Source organism: Geotalea uraniireducens (assembly GCF_027943965.1).
GTDB lineage: Bacteria > Desulfobacterota > Desulfuromonadia > Geobacterales > Geobacteraceae > Geobacter > Geobacter uraniireducens.
The window spans coordinates 605,035-622,635 of record NZ_AP027151.1 but is presented as its reverse complement, the minus strand read 5'-3'; the positions used below and the strand labels follow the sequence as shown (position 1 = coordinate 622,635).

The window sequence follows — 17,601 nt, the reverse complement described above, 5'->3', positions numbered from 1 at the left end:
CTTTTTTTAACGTTTCAAGACTTTCGTGCTAGGCCTTCTCGACCTTGACCCTGACCAAGCCGGAACTCCGCGTCACCACCCCGTTCACCCCCATCGTCCGGAAATGATAGGGAGCAAAGAGCATCCCGGCCCGCAGCCGGTTCGAGATTCGGACCTTGCCAGCCACGCTCCCCGCCGCCGAAGTAAGCCTTACGGTGGCACCATCACTCACACCGAGTTTCGCCGCATCTTCTGCCGACAGCTCGACATACCCTTCCGGTGCCACATCGAGGTTGTTCTTCGACCAGGTAGTGGTTGTCCCGCTGTGATAGAGCATAGCCCCGGCCAACAGGGTGTAGGGATAGGCGGAATCGCTTGTAACTGCAGCATCCGTAGTAACCGGCGCAAGCGTGAAGCTGCCCTCGCGCAGGACAGGAGCGATCACGCCGCAGCCATCAGCCAGTCCCGCGTATTGCGGCACCAGCGCGGTAATCTCGCTGAAGATCCCCTGTGGTGACGAAAAGCGATTTTCACCGGTCAACCTATTGTACAACTCGGTCAGAATATCCCAGTCTTCCCGCGCATCACCGGGAGGGTTGGCCGCCTTACCGAGTTTCTGAACCCGGCCGTCGATGGTCGTAAACGTCCCCGTCTTTTCCACCGCCACCGATGCCGGGAAGAGAACATTGGCTCGCCGGGCAGCTTCGCCGGGAAAGGCATCCTGAACGATCAGCAGCTCAAGCTTGTCAAACGCCTTGGCAATACGCCCGCTCTCCGGGAACGACGCAAGCGGGTCGCACCCCAGCAGGTAGAGTGCCTTGATTGCCCCCTGTTCAATGGCGTCAACAATCCCCCAGAAATCCTTGCCGGCATCGGCAGGCAATTTCCTGCCCCAGGCTTTCTCAAAAGCCGCGGAGGCCTCCCGCCCCTGGCCGCCCGGCAGGACGTCCGGAGCGACGCCCATATCGAGCACCCCTTGGATGTTGGTCTTCTCGTAAACCGGGAACACTCCCCCCTGCTCCTTGCCGACTGCACCGAGCACCAAGGCAAGATTGGTCAACGCCTTGACCTTTGCTGCCGCAGCGTCGCTTCGCATCAGGTCGGCACCAAAAATCACCGCCACGCTTGCTTTACCGCCAAGCAGTCGCGCAGCCTCGCGCAGTTCTACCTCGGTTACCCCAGCCGCTGCCGCGGCATCGGCCAGCGACAGTGCCGCGAGGGCACCTTTCAGTTCCGCCAGGTTGCCGACCTTGCTCCCGACAAATGCCGCGTCCTCAAGCCCTTCCTCAATGATGATCTTGGTCAACGCATTGATTACTGCAAGTTCGCTTCCCGGTTTGTAAACCAGGCTGCCGTTGGCAAATTTCCCCAATTTAACGCCGCGAAGGTTGGCCAGGACCAACTTTGCATCGTTTTTCATTACCGCCTTGATCACCCGGTATTCCATCCCGGTTGCCTCAGCGTTGAGATCACAGCCGAACACCAGGACCGCCGCCGCTTTGTCGATTGCACTGATTGAAGCACTGGCACCGACAAGACCGAGCATCTCCTGGAGAGCCTTCCGGGCGGTCGCGTATCCCAGCCGGGCCTCGGAATCAATGTTATTGCTGCCAATGGCCCCCCGGAACAACTTTTGGAAAAGGTAATTCTCCTCGTTGGTCAGCCGGGGCGACCCCATGCCGGCAACAGCTGCCGGTCCGTACTTGGCGATGACCTCTTTCAAGCCGGTCGCGGCTGCGCCCATGGCGGCGTTCCAATCGCAGGCACTGCCGCCGACCGCCGGAGCCATCAGGCGTTCGGGAGCATTGGCATAGCTATAACCAAAGCGCCCATTGATGCAAAGGTTGCCGCTATTGAAGGTTTCGTCTTCGCTGGTAACCCGTTCGACCCGGCCGTTGCGCGAATGATACTCGATCTGACAGCCAGTCGAGCAAAACGCGCAGACGCTCTCAGTAACGGTGAAGGCCCAGGGCCGCCCCCGGAACTTGAACGGCTTGCTGATCAGTGTCCCGGTCGGGCAGACCCCGACGCAGTTACCGCAGAACTCGCAATTGAGCGGCTTGCCATCAATGGTATCAATCACCGTTGCCTCACCACGATTCACAACGGCAATGGCATCGCAACCGACTACTTCATGGTCGACCTTCACGCATTTCTCGCACAGAATGCAGCGATTGGGATCGCTTTCAATCAAGGGCCAATCGTAGCGAATCTGCCGCCGCTCCAGGACGGCCGAATATTCCTGCCGGACCGCGCCGTTTTCGTAACACGAGTTCTGCAGGTCACACTCTCCGCCGGCATCGCAAACCGGGCAATCGAGGGGATGGTTGACAAGAAGGAGCTCGACGATTTTCTGTCTAATCTTCACCAGTTTTTCCGACTGGGTCGTAACCTTGATCCCCTCTTTGACCGGCGTATTGCAGGCGGTCATGGGTCGGTCGACACCTTCGATCTCGACCGCGCACACCCGGCAAGCGCCGGTTGGAGAGACTTTCTTGAGCCAGCAGAGGGTCGGTATCTTGATACCGAGCTGTGCCGCCGCATCGAGGATCGTGGTCTCTTTTGCTACCGTAATATCCTTCCCATCGATTGTGAGACTGACCATATCTGTTTCACCCCTGGAAAACTGGCACGGGATACGGCGGCGGCGTTTCGCTGACTGCGCATCCTCGCCGTCGGCCGTCATCCCTTACGCCAATGTGACGTTCCGTAAAACCGGTAAATTTATAGAGCAACCATTGCCACCCGGTAGCAACGGAGGCAGCGCTCCGCCTCACGCACCGCCTGGCTGTCGGTTAACCCGAGCTCCACTTCGCAGTAATTCTTGTAACTGGCGCGCTCCTTGCCATGAACTTCAGCCTGGTGAGCCCGCGACACCGCATCGAGCCAGGGAACCGCCTCGTTTTTGTCGTAAACCGGGAGATTAGTGAGGATATCCTCCATGATCTCGTCGTCGTTGAGGTACGCTTTCCCTTCTTCGAGCCAACGCTGGATAACTTTCGCAGCCCGGTGGCCACTGCCGATACAGGCAACGACGGTAAGCGGGCCGATTTCGGCATCGCCACCGGCAAACACCCCGGCGCAATCGGTGATCAGCGTCCGGGAAAGCGGATTACCCATCCCATCCTTGAGATCTTTCCCGGCGGCATCTTTCAGGGGGAGGTATTGGGTGACCACCGTATTCCACTTGGTGATGTCGATGCCCATCCCTTCCGGGATGAATCCCAGGTCCGGATCCTGACCGATAGCCGGAATGACCGTATCGCACTCGACGACAAACTCACTGCCGGGGACCGGCTCCGGCCGGCGACGCCCGGAAGCATCGGGCTCACCGAGCGCCATTCTGACACACTCGACGCCCGTCACCTGTTCGTTCGCATCGACGAGGATTTTCGTCGGCAACACCTGAAACTCGAACTTGACCCCTTCCTCATCGGCACCATCTACTTCCCAGACATCGGCGGGCATCTCCTTCCGAGAACGGCGATAGAGGAGCGTCGATACTTCCGCCCCTTCGCGCAACGCCACCCGGACGCAGTCGATGGCCGTATTCCCGCCGCCGACGACGACGACTTTTTTCCCCATGCCGGTCGGCTTGCCCATGTAAGCTTCGCGAAGGAAGTCGATCCCGCCCCGCAGGAACCCCTTATATCCTTTATCTTCCCCTTCCACGCCCATCGGCTTGGAGCGATGGGCGCCCGGCGCAAGGAACACCGCATCGAATTTCGTCTTGAGCTCTTCAAGCGAGATATCGGTCCCGATCCGGGTATTGTAAATGATTGTCACGCCAAGGCTGGCAATAATATCGATGTCCCGTTGCAGAAGCGTGCGGGGCTGACGGTAGGGGGGGATACCAACGGCGATCATCCCGCCGCCGAAGCCTTCCGGAAGCGCTTCGTAAATGGTCACCGGATAACCTTCCAAAGCCAGATAGTAGGCACAGGCAAGGCCGGCAGGCCCTGCCCCGACCACCGCAATCGTCTTGTTTTTGCGGGATTTTGGCTTCATGGGCGGGTCGATACTGTGCTTCCATTCGTAGTCCGAAGCGGTCCGCTTCAGCACCATGATATTGACCGAGTCGTCGACATTCTTGCGCCGGCAGTGTGTCTCGCACGGATGGGGACACACCCGACCGCAGACCGACGGCAGGGGCATATTATCGCGGATTACGGCCAACGATTCACCGTAACGATAATCCTTGATCGCCTCGATGTAAGCCGGAATATCGATGTGGGCAGGACAGCGGTCCATGCAGGGCGCGGTGTACTTGTCCACATAGCGATAGGAATCGTTCTTCCGGCCCGCCCCCTTGATGTAGGCAAGGAAGTCATCGCGAAAATGTTTCACGGCATCAAGGACCGGAATCGTGGAACTTTGGCAGAGCGTGCATTTGCAGTTCGTCAGTAGGTCGGTCAGATCCTCGATGGTATCGAGATCGCCCTCGCTGGCCTTCCCCTCGACGATGGCCGCCAACACATCGGCCAAGACCTTGGTCCCCTTTTTGCCCGGCGTGCACTTGCCACAGCAATACTGGGTCTGCACCCGCCGCATATATTCTGCAGCCATGGCGGGGACATCGACCCCCTTATCGAAGAGGATAATGCCGTCCCACCCCATAAACGCCGCCATCGGCCGCTCACCGCCGACAGTTGTCGAGAGCCGGAAACTCGCCTCTTCAGCTTGCCCCCCTTTTCGGTTATCGACAATCGTCCTACCCCAGCTGGAAAAAACCACCTGTGCCACGCACGCCTCCGTTCAGACCTTCACAGATAGGGTCAACTTTAACTTAACTACCTGCTTTTATTCGCAAAAATTGCTTCAACAAATTGTATACAGTATGCACTATCTAACACAACCCCCCCCGATAAATCAAGGGAAAAATTAATAAAAAATTGGTTTTCCTTTATAATTGTCAGCCTCTTTGAGTTCACCCGGCGGAATACTTGCCAGGGGATCCCTTGTCCCCTCGGACCGGGACGACAATTTACCTTTCGTCGCTCGCTGTTACGAGGTACCATACATGGAAATCCACGATGAAAGGGGTCGTGTCATGCTGCAGGAAGCTCTAACCGCTCTCTATGAAACCAACATGGGAGTGCACCGCGGCGAACGGATCATCGTGATCGCCGACACCATCCGTCCCGACGAAACCATTGGCAGCGCCGACCTGGAGCGGCGCAAGCGGTTGTTCGACGCAGCGCGGGAAGCCGCCCGTTTCGCCACCGAAACTTACGGTAATGGCGAATTCGTCGTCTATCCGACGACCGCAGCCCCTGGCGCCGAGCCCCCCGAAACCCTCTGGCGAAGCGCCTTTGGCCCCACGATCATCGATCTGCTCGTCAGCGAGGGGCTCCTGGCAAAACTCCTCAATAAACAAGCCTCGCCGGCAGAATTTGAACGGGCACGGGACATCGTTGTCAGCTACCGGGACAACGTAGTCGACGTAGTCATCGCCCTGGCCAACAATTCCACAAGCCACACTCGCTTCCGCTCGCTGGTCAACGCGGCGGGCGGCCGGTACGCAAGCCTGCCGCAGTTCGACCCGGAAATGTTCTTTACTTCGATGAGAGTCGACTGGCATGCCCTAGCTGCCCGCACCACCTTGCTGGCCAGCCGGATCAATGACGCCGAAGAGATCCTCATTGCCACCCCCAACGGCACCAAAATGCGGATTGGCAAAGCAGGACGGACAGCCAAGGGCGACGACGGCATCCTCACCGCCCCCGGCAGTTTCGGCAATCTTCCCGCGGGAGAAGTGTATCTGGCGCCCCGCGAAGGGACCAGCGAAGGCATCATGGTCATCGACTACGCTCCCACCAGAAAGCTGTCCTCGCCCCTCGAGCTGATCGTCAACCGGGGCATGGTTACCGAAATCAGGGGCGAAGAACCGCACCGTCGAGAACTGGAAAAAAGATTTGCCGAAAGTGACAACAACCGCAATATCGCCGAGTTGGGGATCGGCACCAATGACCGGGCGACCCGCCCCGACAACATTCTTGAAGCTGAAAAGATCCTTGGCACAATCCATATCGCCCTGGGAGACAATTCCGGATTCGGAGGGACCGTGCAAACCCCCTTCCACGAAGACTATGTCTTTTACCGACCGACCCTCACGACCCTTACGGCCGGCGGCCGGGAAACCGTCCTGCTGCGGGATGGTGTATTAACTTTGTAAACAAACCGTTAAAGATGACCCGGTTCCGGCCGATATATAATAGTGAGCATGAAAGGCGAGCTCACTTACCATGCGGCATCCGGAGTCGAGAAATGGCTGACACGGCACAACCGACCAAATCCGGGCTCTCGTTCAGGATGACGGACGGCGATCGGAAGCTCAAGGCATTCTACGAGCCAACCGACGGAGAAAAGCTCTCCATCAATCTACTGTGGCTCAAAGAGGCACTGGCGGCCGCCGGTTTCAACGGCCTATTCATTCATGACCACGCCTTTGTCGAACTCCTCAAGCGCTACAACGCCGCAACCCAGCCATTCTCCTTCGAAATCGGCGAACGGCGCGACGGCTCATACATTGTCCGCACCACTCCCGACAACGTCGAAGCGTATCTCACCATCACCCAACCCTATGGCGGCAAGCCGGTTACCACGGCGCAAATTTCCCAGGCGCTGAAGGAGCAGGGAATTGTCCACGGCATAATCTCCAAGGAGATAGAAGCGGCCGTCGCGGCAGAAGGCGCCAAGGACCTGCTGATTGCACAGGGGAAAAAACCCGTTCCAGGGACCAACGGCGAACTGGTGAGCCTCCTCCCCGCCGCCAAGGACCGGCAACCGCTGCTAGTCGAAAACGATACCGTCGACTATCGGAACATGGGCGATATCTTCAGCGTCAGCCCCGGCACCCCCCTGATGCGGCGGATCCCTCCGGAACCGGGGGCCGCGGGACTGAGCCTGGCAGGAAAAGAGGTCCCGCCACCACCGGTGAAGGATGTGCGGTTTGCACCGAACCTGACCGGCACCGAAATTTCCCCTGACGACCCGAACCTGCTGATTGCCGCAATTGCCGGACAACCGGTCCTTGTCGCCGACGGAATCATCGTCGAACCGGTCATCAAGGTCAAAAACGTCGACCTATCAACCGGTAACCTGATCTTTAACGGCTCGATCTGCGTCGAGGGAGATGTAAGGGCCGGGATGATCGTTAGGGCGACAGGCGACATCACCATAGGCGGAGTTGTCGAGGCCGCCACTGTGGACGGAGGGGGAGACATCGAGATTCGTGGCGGAATCATCGGCCAGGGCGAAGTCAGAAACGCCGGAGGAGAGATTAACCGGGACGCTTCCCGCGTCTCGGCAAAAGGGAATGTCTCGGCCTTGTTTGCCGAGAATGCCCTCGTCGAAGCCGGCAACTCGATTGCCATCCAGGAAGTGGCGATGCAGAGCGAACTTATCGCCGGCAATCAGATAACCGTCGGCCAGGAAAGCGCCGGGAAAGGGCATATCATTGGCGGTACCTGCCAAGCCGTCAACTTCATCGGCGCCGTCACCATTGGCTCTTATGCAGGAGTTCACACCCTGGTAAGCGTCGGCGTCGACCCCCATGTCCGGGAACGGCTTTCCAGTATCAAACTGAAACTGCAGGAGAAGGAACGGGAACTCGACGAAATCAACAAGCGGCTCGAATATTTCACCGCTGCTCCCCATAAAGCCGGTCCCGATCAGGTCGCGACTATCCAGGAAAGTAGAGAGAAGCTAATCGGTACGGTCACTGAAATGACCGGCGAGAAAAAGAGACTGCAGAAACGTCTGGAACGGGTTGCAAACGCCCAGATCAAAGTGGAAAAAACGGTAATGAGCGGGGTCATTGTCTCAATCGGCAACAAAGCGTTGAAGGTCGATGAAGATCTGCCGCAAACCGTATTCCAGCTCGTCGACGACGCCATTGTAACCACTCCCTAACCCCCCTGTTTCCCACAATCTTTTCCTCAAACTCCCCCCGTTGACACGCCGTGCAAAGTATGGGATGGTTGCCCGACCAGCAGAGGAGGAAGCCATGCGCATCATCGGCCTCACCGGGGGGATTGCCTCGGGCAAGAGCACCGTCGCCGCCGTACTGACAGCCTGCGGCGCTGCAGTCATCGATGCTGACCAGCTTTCCCGCGAAGCCGTTCAGCCGGGAAGCTCGGCGTTTCACCAGATCATTGCCACTTTCGGCTCAACCATTCTTCAAAGCGACGGCGATCTCGACCGCAAAGCGCTCGGCAAAGTAGTCTTCGCCGATCCGGCCGCCCGACGCCGTCTTGAGGCGATAACCCATCCGGCAATCCGTCGTCTGGCTGAACAGAAACTTGCCGCGTTGCGTGCCGCGGGAACAGCAGTGGTCTTCTATATGGCACCGCTATTGATCGAGGCCGGGGCTACCGACCGGGTTGACGAGATATGGGTGGTATATGTGGACAGGGAAACGCAGCTGACGAGACTGATGGCGCGGGACGGCATCAGCTATGAAGAGGCGGAACAACGGATCGCGGCCCAGATGCCGATGGCGGAAAAAGCTTCTTACGGCTCGGTAGTGATCGACAACCGGGGCGCGCCCGAAGCAACGGAACGGCAGGTTCGGCACCTATGGGCCGAGCGGCTCCAGCCCCTCATGAATTGAGGCCGGCTCCGGCGGAGCTAGAAACTACAGGCATTAGGAAGCAAAAAAGCCCCCGTTCCCGGGGGCTTTTCCTATTTGTGATAACCGAGTTTCATCGAGATTTCATCTGCCGCCTGTTGCACCAGCGGGATCAGCTCCTTGTCCATCCGCTCATCGGTGAAACGCATCGAGGGACCGGAGAGACTGACCGCCCCAATGATCCGGCGGGTATAATCGCGGATCGGCGCCGCAACGCACCGGACGCCGATATCGAGTTCTTCATTATCAATGGCGTAGCCCTGTTCGACCACCAACTTGAGGTGTTTCCGCAATTCGTCGCGATCGGTGATGGTGTACGGGGTAAACGGCTTGAGCTCCTTGGTCGGGAAAAAGTTATCCAGCTCCTCGTCAGTCAGATAGGCGATCTGCACTTTACCGGCTGCAGTACAGTAGGCCGGCAACCGAGAGCCGACGCGGGGCACGACCCGTACCGTCAGGTCCGTCTCCACAACATCAAGATAAACGATACTCAGTTCCTTGAGAATTGCCACATAAGCAGTTTCGTTGCATTGCTTGACCAACCACTCGAGCACCGGCCGCGACTGCCGCAGCAGCCCCATCTGACGGATAAAAGTCTGGCCAAGTTCGAGGGTCTTCAGCCCGAGCCGATAGTTCTCCGTGACCCGATTCTGCTCGATGTAACCGCGGGCCTCCAGGGTGGCAAGGAGCCGGAAGACATTGTTCTTGTGCAATTTTAGCCGCTTAGACAGCTCCGTCACACCCAACTCGTCCACATCGTCGCGAAACTGTTCGAGAAGATCGAGTGCGTGATCTACAGCCTGGATGATATATTCCGATTTATCCTTCTTGGCCATTACTCCCTCTTTCAGCGCAAAAATGAACTCTTCTAGATAAGCCTTCGGCGGGAATAAGTCAAGTCAAACATCCCCGCCCGGACTGACAGATTCCCCGGATACGGCGACAAAACTTATCCCGGCACATTATTTCGGAACATTCCCCTCGGAAAAGATAGAATATCGTTTTATAATTGTCAAGGCAGAATATTTTCTTTATAGTCATTCACGTGTGGAGCAGCTACCATAGCCCGGACGAGAGAAATGCAAAAGTTCTTGACGCACATCTGTTCTGTGAAGGGCAACCGACCGCATCAATGAGCCGGCAATGACAATTTCCGGTTGTTTTATTCCTGGGAGGAAACCATGCTCCACCTGCGGAAGAAAATACTCGTGGCGATAGACGGCTCCCCCCTTTCGGACAAGGCTGCCGAAGAAGCGGTGCGACTTGCCGCCGGCAACCCGAGTCAGTTTAGAAGCAAGATCTACGCCATGCTGGTACTGCCCAACGCCCCGCGGAGTACCTTCACCGACTTCGTCCCGGCGCCGCCGATCACCGAAACGGCACAATGGGACGAACTCCGGGAGCGAATCTTCTATGTTATCGAGAAGGATGCCAAGGAGGCCGAGATTCCGCTGGAGATCAAGGTCGTCTACGGTGACCCCGCCGAAGAACTCATCAATTTCGCGGCCAAAGAGGACATCGACGTTATCGTCATCGGCAGTACCGGCAAAGGTTTTCTCAAACGGCAGCTGCTCGGCAGCGTTTCGCACAAGATCGCCAAAAACGCGCCCTGTTCGGTCTATATTATCAGGGGGTAGCTGCGCCGGTTTCCGCGCGGAGATACTGGAGAATTTCCCTGAGGCTGTCGACGATGATCCGTTCGTCCCGGGGGAACTCTTCCGGCGACAATTCGACCGTCAGGGTAGCGGCGTAGCCGGTATTGCGCAGATGGTTGAGAAAGCGGGTAAGCGGCAGAATGCCATGCCCCGGGAGCAGATGTTCCCGGCCGTGGCCGTAGTCGGAAAAGTGGACGTTCCTGATTCGTCCGGTATTGTAGAACAGATAGAAGTCATTGATAAAATTAGCCTTGCCCGAACCCATATGGGTGCAGTCAAAGGTCATGAACAGGTTTCGCTCCTGGATGAAATCGATCATCTTTTCCGTACTGGAAAGGATATGAGGATTGACCCGGAAGCGCGTTCCCACCCACGGCATGTTCTCCAGGGTCACGATGACCGTGTTCTGGGCGATCTCCTCCTGAAAGTCCATTACCTTGTACATCCAGCGCCAGAAGCCAATTTCGCCACCCAGCCAGGAAGGAGGGTGGAAATTGACCAGCGGCACGCCACATTCGGCCGCCAGTTCCACAGACCGCTTGAGAGAATCGATGGGACTCCCCCAACCGTCCAGCGGCATGAACGGAGCATGGATCGAGAGGATCGGCAAAATTTCCGCCAACTCCCGCACCAGTTTCCGACTGCTGACTTTCTGAAAATCCTGGTTGATGATCAGCTCAACGCCGTCATACCCGGCTTCCCTGGCGATACTCATCACTTTGCCGAGAGGGAAAACGAAGAGCGTGCCGGTGGAGAGGGAAATCTGCATCGGCATCACCCCTGGCTGGCAATGCTGCTATAGATGATTTTCTGCAGATTTCCCACCGCCTCGACGGCGCTCTTCAAATCGCGTTCGTCGACGGTCGACAGCTCTTCGGGATTGACGAGCACATCCCCTCCCCGCCCGCCGCAGCCCCCGGCCTGCCAGTTGCCCACAGAGCGTCCGAACAGGTGACAAGTTTCGAGGAGCCGGCCGGCCAGTTCGACGTCAATCTTTCCCCTCTGCAGCAGTTCCTGGATGCGGGCCATCGTACCGGTTGCCGACACGCCATGGTGCACGGCCAGTAGTCGAACGTTGGCGACCAACGGTTCGAGACCAGCCGCACTCAAATTGAACAGTCCCCGCTGCTCACCCACCCGCCCCACTTTCAGCCTGCCGAAAAAATCGAATCCTCCCGGCATCATCGCCGTCCGGCGCGCCATGGCAAAGAATTCGGCCTGATGGTCGGCGAGAATTGTCCGGACCCGGGCGACCATCTGCTCCGCCAGGGCAGGATCGCCGGCCATAAAGCGCAAATCGGCCAGCCGAACCAGCAGTTCAAAGGCATCTCCTCCTTCGCCGGCCGCCGAGCGGAGCCGTTTCCACCATTCATCCGCATCGGCCCGCCACAGCTGCGAGGTCGGCGTCACCCCCCGCCGGCTGGCAAAGCCGGCCTGTTCGAGAATCTTGACGGCCCGGCCGGCGAAGCCCACGACAGACGAGGCATCATCGCCGGCCTCGGCAGCATAAATCAGTAACGCGTCATATTCGCCCGTCAATGACGCCTCGCCCCGTCCGGCAGCGCCCAGCGTCATCCAGCACCAGGACGGCGGGGGCGGGCCGACGCCGCTCTCCGCCAGCCAGCGCCCGGCCAGGCGGAGTGCCACCGTCGTCGCCCGGTCGACCAGCATCGTGCCATGGCGATAAAGGGGAAGAACCGCCTGCCGGCGAGCGAAATAAGCAGCGACGATCTCTCGCGCTCCAGCCATGGTCGCAGCGAGCACAGCCGGGTCTGCCGCCGCATCGAGCGTTGCCAGGCGCTGGGAAAAATCGGCCGCGAACTCCTTCTCGAAGGCAATTTCCGCATCCAGTTCGCCAGCCGCCACGTCGAGGGTAGCGACGTCGGCACCCGGCGGCAGGTGAGCCAGCAACTCGTTCAAATTACGCTGCAAGCGGGCAAGGAACGCACCGCCCCCCCGCCTCGTCAGCACATGGTCGTCCGTCACTTCGGAAAATACCGACATCGGCTCTTCAGCCCTCCTTTCACTCCGCTTCCATGTGGCCGTGAACCTGCTCGGCAAGGAACCGCCGCACCTCTTCCGGCGGCGGCGGGGTCAGCAGCGAAACGGCGATCATGATGCCAATCACGATTGGCGCCCCGATAAAGGCGGACGAGGTCAGGGGAAACAGCTCCGCCACCACGGGCACAAACTTGCCGAACAGCGGGGTGGCAAAGGTAATCAGCACCCCGGTGAGCATCCCGGTAATGACCCCGTGCCGATTCGCCCGCCCCCACCAGATGCCGAGCAGGAAGGCGGGAAAAATCGTGTTGCCGGCCAGGGCAAAGGCCACGGCTGTAATCTCGGCAATTAGCCCCGGAGGGTGAAGGGCAATAATCAGCACCACCGCCGCCAGGGCGACGACGGCCCCCTTGGCGATCGCCATCTTCGAGGTTTCGGAGGCGCGGGGATTGATGAGCCGATAGTAAATGTCGTGGGAAAGGGAGGCGGCCCCGGTCAGGAGCAACCCCGCGACGGTAAAGAAGGCAGCGCTGGTGGCGCCCGCCGCCAGGATGCCGATCATCCAGGATGGAAGCCCCCCCATGACCGCCGTCTTGATCACTATGATATCGGCCATCTTTTCCGCGGCGTACGGCGGCGGCACCATGCCACCGCGCGCCTCGAGCAGCCGGGCAAAGACCGCATAGGCAGGAGCGGACCAATAGATGAGGGCGATGAAAAACAGCCCCCAGACCAGGCTCCAGCGGGCATCGCGGTTATTGGGAACTACATAGAACCGGGAAAGGACGTGGGGAAGGCCGGCCGTCCCGACCATCAGGGTGAAACAGAGCGCCAGCCACTCGAAAAGGCTGCCGGAAGCAAACGGGGCGGTGAAATCGATACCGAACTCCCGCGCCAGGTCGTCGATGGCCACCCCGTAACCGAACTGGGGGAGCGCCCAGAAATAGCCGAGTCGATGCGCCAGCAACATCAGCGGCAGGATGAACGAGACGATCAGCACCGCGTACTGCAGCTGCTGGTTGCGGGCAACGCCGAGAATACCGGAAATGATGACGTACGACACGGCTACGACGGCACCGAGGATCACGCCGTTCGGATAGCTGGTACCGAACAGCCAGGCGAAGAGCATCCCGATCCCCTTGAACTGGGCGGTACAGTAAATGACCGAGATGGTGATCGAGATGGCGGCGGAAACCAGCCGCGCCCCCGGCGAGGCATAACGGTCACCGACGAAGTCGGGAGCGGTATACTTGCCGAAACGGCGAATCTGGCTGGCCATCAGTACCAGCAGCAGGACATAGCCGCCGGTCCAGCCGATGACATAGGCCAGGGCATAATACCCCTGCAGGTAGAGCAACCCCCCCATACCGAGGAAACTGGCGGCGCTCATCCAGTTGCTGGCAATGGCCGCGCCGCCGCCGAGCCGGCCGATATAACGACCGCCGAAACCGTAGTCGGACGCCTCCCGGCTGCGGGCTCGTACCCCCGAAACGATAAACGAGGCCAGGGTTGCCGCGACAATGAGCAGCGGAATGAAGTTGACCCCGGCGTCAGTCATGACTGCGCTCCCGCTTGCGGCTGTGGTGCTCCGCATGCCGGTCGATATATACGTTGAACATGATGCAGAGAATGATGAACCAGAGGGGGAGGAACTGGGCGGTAAACCAGAAATGCCAGGGGAAACTGAGGAATGTGAAGTCGGTAAAAAATCCTTCGCCGGCCGGATTGCGGGCCAGAAGGCGCAGCAGAATCTGGAAGCCGAAGGTTACGGCCCCCCAGCCCAGGAGCACTGCCAGGATAATCCGCACCTCGCCGGTCATGTACCCCCGGCGTGGTCGAAACAGATTGACGTCGTAAGGCTCCCGCTGCATGGACGGACCTCCTTCTCCTGAAAGCGGCAATCAGCCGGTAATCATCACGCGCACCGCCTCGGCAAGCTAATTGTACCTGAAAAACCGGCCTGCCGCTTCGCCGCTAAACCCCTTTCACTCAACCTTGATAATCTCGCGCAGCACCGCCGTGGCATAACTGCCTTTCGGCAGGGAAAACTCCAGCAGCAGATCCTCCCCGTCCATACCGGCCAGCGCCCCGGCCACCGGAACCCGCAATGGCCGCCGCTCCCCTTCCAGCCGCCGCCAGCCGGGAAGGTCGAAACTTGCCAAGGTCAGCCCCTCGGCCGTCAGCAGCGTCTCCTCGCGGCGGAGCGGCTCCTCTGCCGGCAACGTCATCCGGCAGCCGAACAAAGGCCCGGTGGGCGAGATTTCGAACCGGGCGGTCCGCCCGGCTTCGGCGGTGGCATCGGTTACCAGGAAACAGGCCCCGTTATCGTGCTTCCAGGCCAGATCGCCGGCAACCACGGTATCGATGGTCTGTAGCCGCTGGTCGAGTACCTGGTCGAACAGGTACGACTGGCAGGCGGAGAGATAAAGCTTCTTGAGCCGCGGATGCACGGCGTTGAAGGCGGCCTCGTAGGCATCGGGACGCTTCGTCAGCCGTTGCAGGATTTCCCGTTCGGCCCGGCAGTGCCCGGGGAAGAGACGCAGGCTTTCGGTCAGGTCGCCCCGCCGGTAGGCTTCGATGGCCGCACGCCAGCCATCCCCCTCGACCAGCGCTGGATCGCCGATCACCAGCTCAACCGCCTGCCGCCAATCGCCGGCAACGAGCGCCCGGCCGATCAGATGGGTCGTCCCCTGGACACCGTACCGCTGCTCGCCAAAACGATTGGGAACCCCGCGCCGGGCTAGTACCGCCAGGATCGCCTCGGCCCGCGACAGCGCCCCGGCCCCGACTTCCCGGACCCTGATCCGGAAGCGGTTGCCCGCCAGGTGGCCCGGTTTCAGCTTGTTCCGATGCTGTTCGGCGGCGAGCACCCGCAGCCCGGGAAGCTCTACGGCCCGCACCGCCTCGGGAGCGACCCGGGGGAGCGAGACGGTCTGCCGGGTAATCCCCCGGGCATCCTTCAACCCCGCATAGCCGGCATCCCGTTCAGCCACGCCGAGGGCGCGGCAAAGCCGGCGGAGTGCCTCCAGGGTCGTCATTCCCCGTTTCTCGATCAGGGCATAGGTATGCTCCCCCTCGCCACACGGGAGGTAGAGCGGAACCTCCTCGACCAGGAAATCCTCGGGTAACGCTTTGATCACCCCGCCGGTACCGGGGAGATCGGCGGTCAGATAGTTGCTCACGGCACGTCTTTCAGTCATTTTTCCGGTAATGGACGAAATGGATCTTTTTCCCTTCGCCCATAAACTTGAGCATATACTTGGAAAGATGATAACCGGCCAGCTCATGGCGGTAGCGGTCCGGCACCAGGATATTGGCGAAGCCGGCGATCGTTGGCATCAGGTCGGCCACGTCGAGACCGTAATCGACAAAATCGGTGGCAAAATAGAAATCGCCCCCCGGTACCAGGTAGTCCCGCAGGAATTCGACGAACTGGCGATTGACCAGCCGCCGCTTGCGGTGCCGTTTTTTGGGCCAGGGATCGGGGCAGTTGATGTAAACCGCGTTGAGCGATTCCCGCGGAATCCGGGTGGCGATGAACTGCCGGGCCTCCTCCCGCAATACCCGGACGTTGGTCAGCCCGTGTTTTTCGAGTCGGCGGGCGGTCTTGTAGCACCCCTTGTTATAAAAATCGATAGCGATAAAATTGGTCGCGGGCTGTTCGGCGGCAGTTCTGGCAATGAAATCGCCGATTCCGCAGCCGATTTCCAGGGCCAAGGGATGATCGTTGCCGAAGATCGCCGGCCAGTCGGCGGGGTCGGGAAGCTCTTCCCCCCGGAGAAAGAAGGGCGAATCGATCTGTATCATGCGTTGCATCGGACTTCCTCGGTGGTTTGAGTGGGCGTACCATACCATAGGACGCACAACGGGAGAAGAATTTTTCGCATCCCCTGCCGCTTGTCATTTCCGCCCCGCTATGCTATAGCTATCCGGTTGAAATGTCGCATAAAAGGAAAGAAAGACCATGAAATTCACCACGCTTGACCTGCCAGCGCAGGTTCTCCAGGGGATAGCCGACACCGGTTTCACCGACTGCACCCCGATCCAGGAAAAGACTCTCCCCCTCGCCCTACAAGGAAAAGATGTGGCCGGCCAGGCCCAGACCGGCACCGGCAAGACCGCCGCCTTCCTGATCACCCTGTTCAGTCATCTGCTCCGCAAGGAGGGTGAAGTGGCCCAACGACCGCGTGCCCTGGTCCTCGCCCCGACCCGCGAGTTGGTGGTCCAGATCGAAAAAGACGCCCAGGCCCTCGGCGCCCATACCGGGCTGACCATCCAGGCCATCTACGGCGGGGTGGACTACATGAAGCAGCGGAATGCCCTCAAGGAGGGGGCCGACGTGGTAATCGGCACCCCCGGCCGGCTGATCGATTACCTGAAGCAGAAGGTCTACACGCTGAAACATATCGAGGTGCTGGTCATCGACGAAGCGGACCGGATGTTCGACATGGGTTTCATCGCCGACCTGCGCTTCATCCTCCGCCGCCTCCCCCCTTATAACCAGCGGCAGAACATGATGTTTTCCGCCACCCTCAACCAGCGGGTGATGGAGCTGGCCTACGAGTTCATGAACCTGCCGGAAAAGGTTTCCGTCTCGCCGGAACAGATGACCGCCGAACGAGTGGAGCAACTGCTCTACCACACGGGACGGAAGGAGAAGTTCCCTTTGCTCCTCGGCCTGCTACGCAAAGAGGGGATGGCGCGGACGATGATCTTCGTCAACACCAAGCGGGAAGCCGAATTCCTCTACGAACGGCTCAACGCCAACGACTTCCCCTGCCGGGTCATCTCCGGTGACGTAGAGCAGAAAAAACGGCTCCGCATCCTCGACGATTTCAAGAGCGGCAAACTGCCGATCATGATCGCCACCGACGTCGCCTCCCGCGGGCTCCACATCGAGGGGGTCTCCCACGTCATCAACTACGACCTGCCCCAGGACCCGGAGGACTACGTCCATCGCATCGGCCGGACCGCCCGGGCCGGCGCCGAGGGGAAGGCGATCTCCCTCGCCGACGAGGACGGTGCCTTTTACCTGGAAGCGATTCATGAGTACATCAAGGAGAAAATTCCGGTCGAGTGGGCCGAGGACGATCTGATCGTTCACGACTACAAGCACATCAAACCGAAGCCGAAAGTGAAGGGGGAAGTCCGCCAGCGTGGTCAGAGCCACCATGGCAAGCGCCACCCCGAAGCGCCGGCCAAGGAAGAAGGGGCCGGCGAGGAGAAGAAGCGCCGCCGCCGGCCGCACAGGAAGAAACCGGCGGGAGAGCAAACACCGGCCGAGTAGCCCGCCGGCACCTGGCCGGGGAAGGCCCTCCTGACCCGGCCAATGGC

The 17,601-nt window shown here is 59.6% G+C and carries 14 protein-coding genes; 5 read left to right on the top strand and 9 right to left on the bottom strand.

The features are described from left to right. Positions 1-28: 28 nt before the first annotated feature. Together QMN23_RS02940 and QMN23_RS02935 are read right to left on the bottom strand one after the other, a co-directional pair. Positions 29-2,584 carry a molybdopterin-dependent oxidoreductase gene (locus QMN23_RS02940; protein WP_282001667.1) on the bottom strand — a complete coding sequence of 852 codons (2,556 nt, stop codon included), beginning with the start codon at positions 2,582-2,584 and terminating at the stop codon, positions 29-31. 119 nt (positions 2,585-2,703) lie between these two features. Then, complete coding sequence (locus QMN23_RS02935; RefSeq protein ID WP_282001666.1) at positions 2,704-4,722, bottom strand: FAD-dependent oxidoreductase; 2,019 nt, start codon at positions 4,720-4,722, stop codon at positions 2,704-2,706. Between the two features lie 307 nt (positions 4,723-5,029). On the opposite strand from QMN23_RS02935, the gene QMN23_RS02930 reads away from it, so the two are divergent. From QMN23_RS02930 to coaE, 3 genes are all read left to right on the top strand, one after another. After that, a complete protein-coding gene (locus QMN23_RS02930) occupies positions 5,030-6,154 on the top strand; it encodes an aminopeptidase (RefSeq protein WP_282001665.1) in 1,125 nt (374 codons plus the stop codon). A 92-nt stretch (positions 6,155-6,246) separates the two neighbouring features. Continuing rightward, complete coding sequence (locus QMN23_RS02925; RefSeq protein ID WP_282001664.1) at positions 6,247-7,893, top strand: FapA family protein; 1,647 nt, start codon at positions 6,247-6,249, stop codon at positions 7,891-7,893. Positions 7,894-7,987: 94 nt separating this feature from the next. Beyond that, complete coding sequence (coaE, locus tag QMN23_RS02920) at positions 7,988-8,593, top strand: dephospho-CoA kinase (protein WP_282001663.1); 606 nt, start codon at positions 7,988-7,990, stop codon at positions 8,591-8,593. 71 nt (positions 8,594-8,664) lie between these two features. Here the strand turns inward: coaE and QMN23_RS02915 are convergent, their stop codons facing one another. Then, positions 8,665-9,447 (bottom strand): IclR family transcriptional regulator, encoded by a 783-nt coding sequence (locus QMN23_RS02915; RefSeq protein ID WP_282001661.1) that lies wholly within the window; start codon positions 9,445-9,447, stop codon positions 8,665-8,667. 345 nt (positions 9,448-9,792) lie between these two features. Here QMN23_RS02915 and QMN23_RS02910 point away from each other — a divergent pair, with 345 nt between their 5' ends. Then, the gene (locus QMN23_RS02910) at positions 9,793-10,248 is read left to right on the top strand and encodes a universal stress protein (protein WP_282001659.1); all 456 of its coding nucleotides are present in this window, start codon (positions 9,793-9,795) and stop codon (positions 10,246-10,248) included. Here QMN23_RS02910 and QMN23_RS02905 read toward each other — a convergent pair. The 6 genes from QMN23_RS02905 to trmB all read right to left on the bottom strand — a co-directional run bounded on the left by QMN23_RS02905 (position 10,238) and on the right by trmB (position 16,083). Beyond that, positions 10,238-11,035 carry a sugar phosphate isomerase/epimerase family protein gene (locus QMN23_RS02905; protein WP_282001658.1) on the bottom strand — a complete coding sequence of 266 codons (798 nt, stop codon included), beginning with the start codon at positions 11,033-11,035 and terminating at the stop codon, positions 10,238-10,240. The two genes, QMN23_RS02910 and QMN23_RS02905, sit on opposite strands and share 11 nt — an antisense overlap. A 5-nt stretch (positions 11,036-11,040) precedes the next feature. After that, positions 11,041-12,270: a putative nucleotidyltransferase substrate binding domain-containing protein gene (locus tag QMN23_RS02900; RefSeq protein WP_282001656.1), complete on the bottom strand. Its 1,230-nt coding sequence runs from the start codon at positions 12,268-12,270 to the stop codon at positions 11,041-11,043. 19 nt (positions 12,271-12,289) lie between these two features. Continuing rightward, a complete protein-coding gene (locus QMN23_RS02895) occupies positions 12,290-13,825 on the bottom strand; it encodes a VC_2705 family sodium/solute symporter (protein ID WP_282001655.1) in 1,536 nt (511 codons plus the stop codon). Next, positions 13,818-14,138, bottom strand: a complete 321-nt coding sequence (locus QMN23_RS02890) for a DUF4212 domain-containing protein (protein WP_282001654.1) — start codon at positions 14,136-14,138, stop codon at positions 13,818-13,820. Before QMN23_RS02890 ends, QMN23_RS02895 begins: the two co-directional genes overlap by 8 nt. 114 nt (positions 14,139-14,252) lie before the next feature. After that, entirely contained in the window at positions 14,253-15,467 is a 1,215-nt protein-coding gene (gene truD, locus QMN23_RS02885) for a tRNA pseudouridine(13) synthase TruD (RefSeq protein ID WP_282001653.1), read from the bottom strand. Next, positions 15,460-16,083 carry a tRNA (guanosine(46)-N7)-methyltransferase TrmB gene (gene trmB / locus QMN23_RS02880; RefSeq protein WP_282001652.1) on the bottom strand — a complete coding sequence of 208 codons (624 nt, stop codon included), beginning with the start codon at positions 16,081-16,083 and terminating at the stop codon, positions 15,460-15,462. The genes truD and trmB overlap by 8 nt, the downstream gene beginning before the upstream one ends. A gap of 148 nt (positions 16,084-16,231) precedes the next feature. On the opposite strand from trmB, the gene QMN23_RS02875 reads away from it, so the two are divergent. Further along, positions 16,232-17,554 (top strand): DEAD/DEAH box helicase, encoded by a 1,323-nt coding sequence (locus tag QMN23_RS02875; protein WP_282001651.1) that lies wholly within the window; start codon positions 16,232-16,234, stop codon positions 17,552-17,554. Positions 17,555-17,601: the final 47 nt, after the last annotated feature.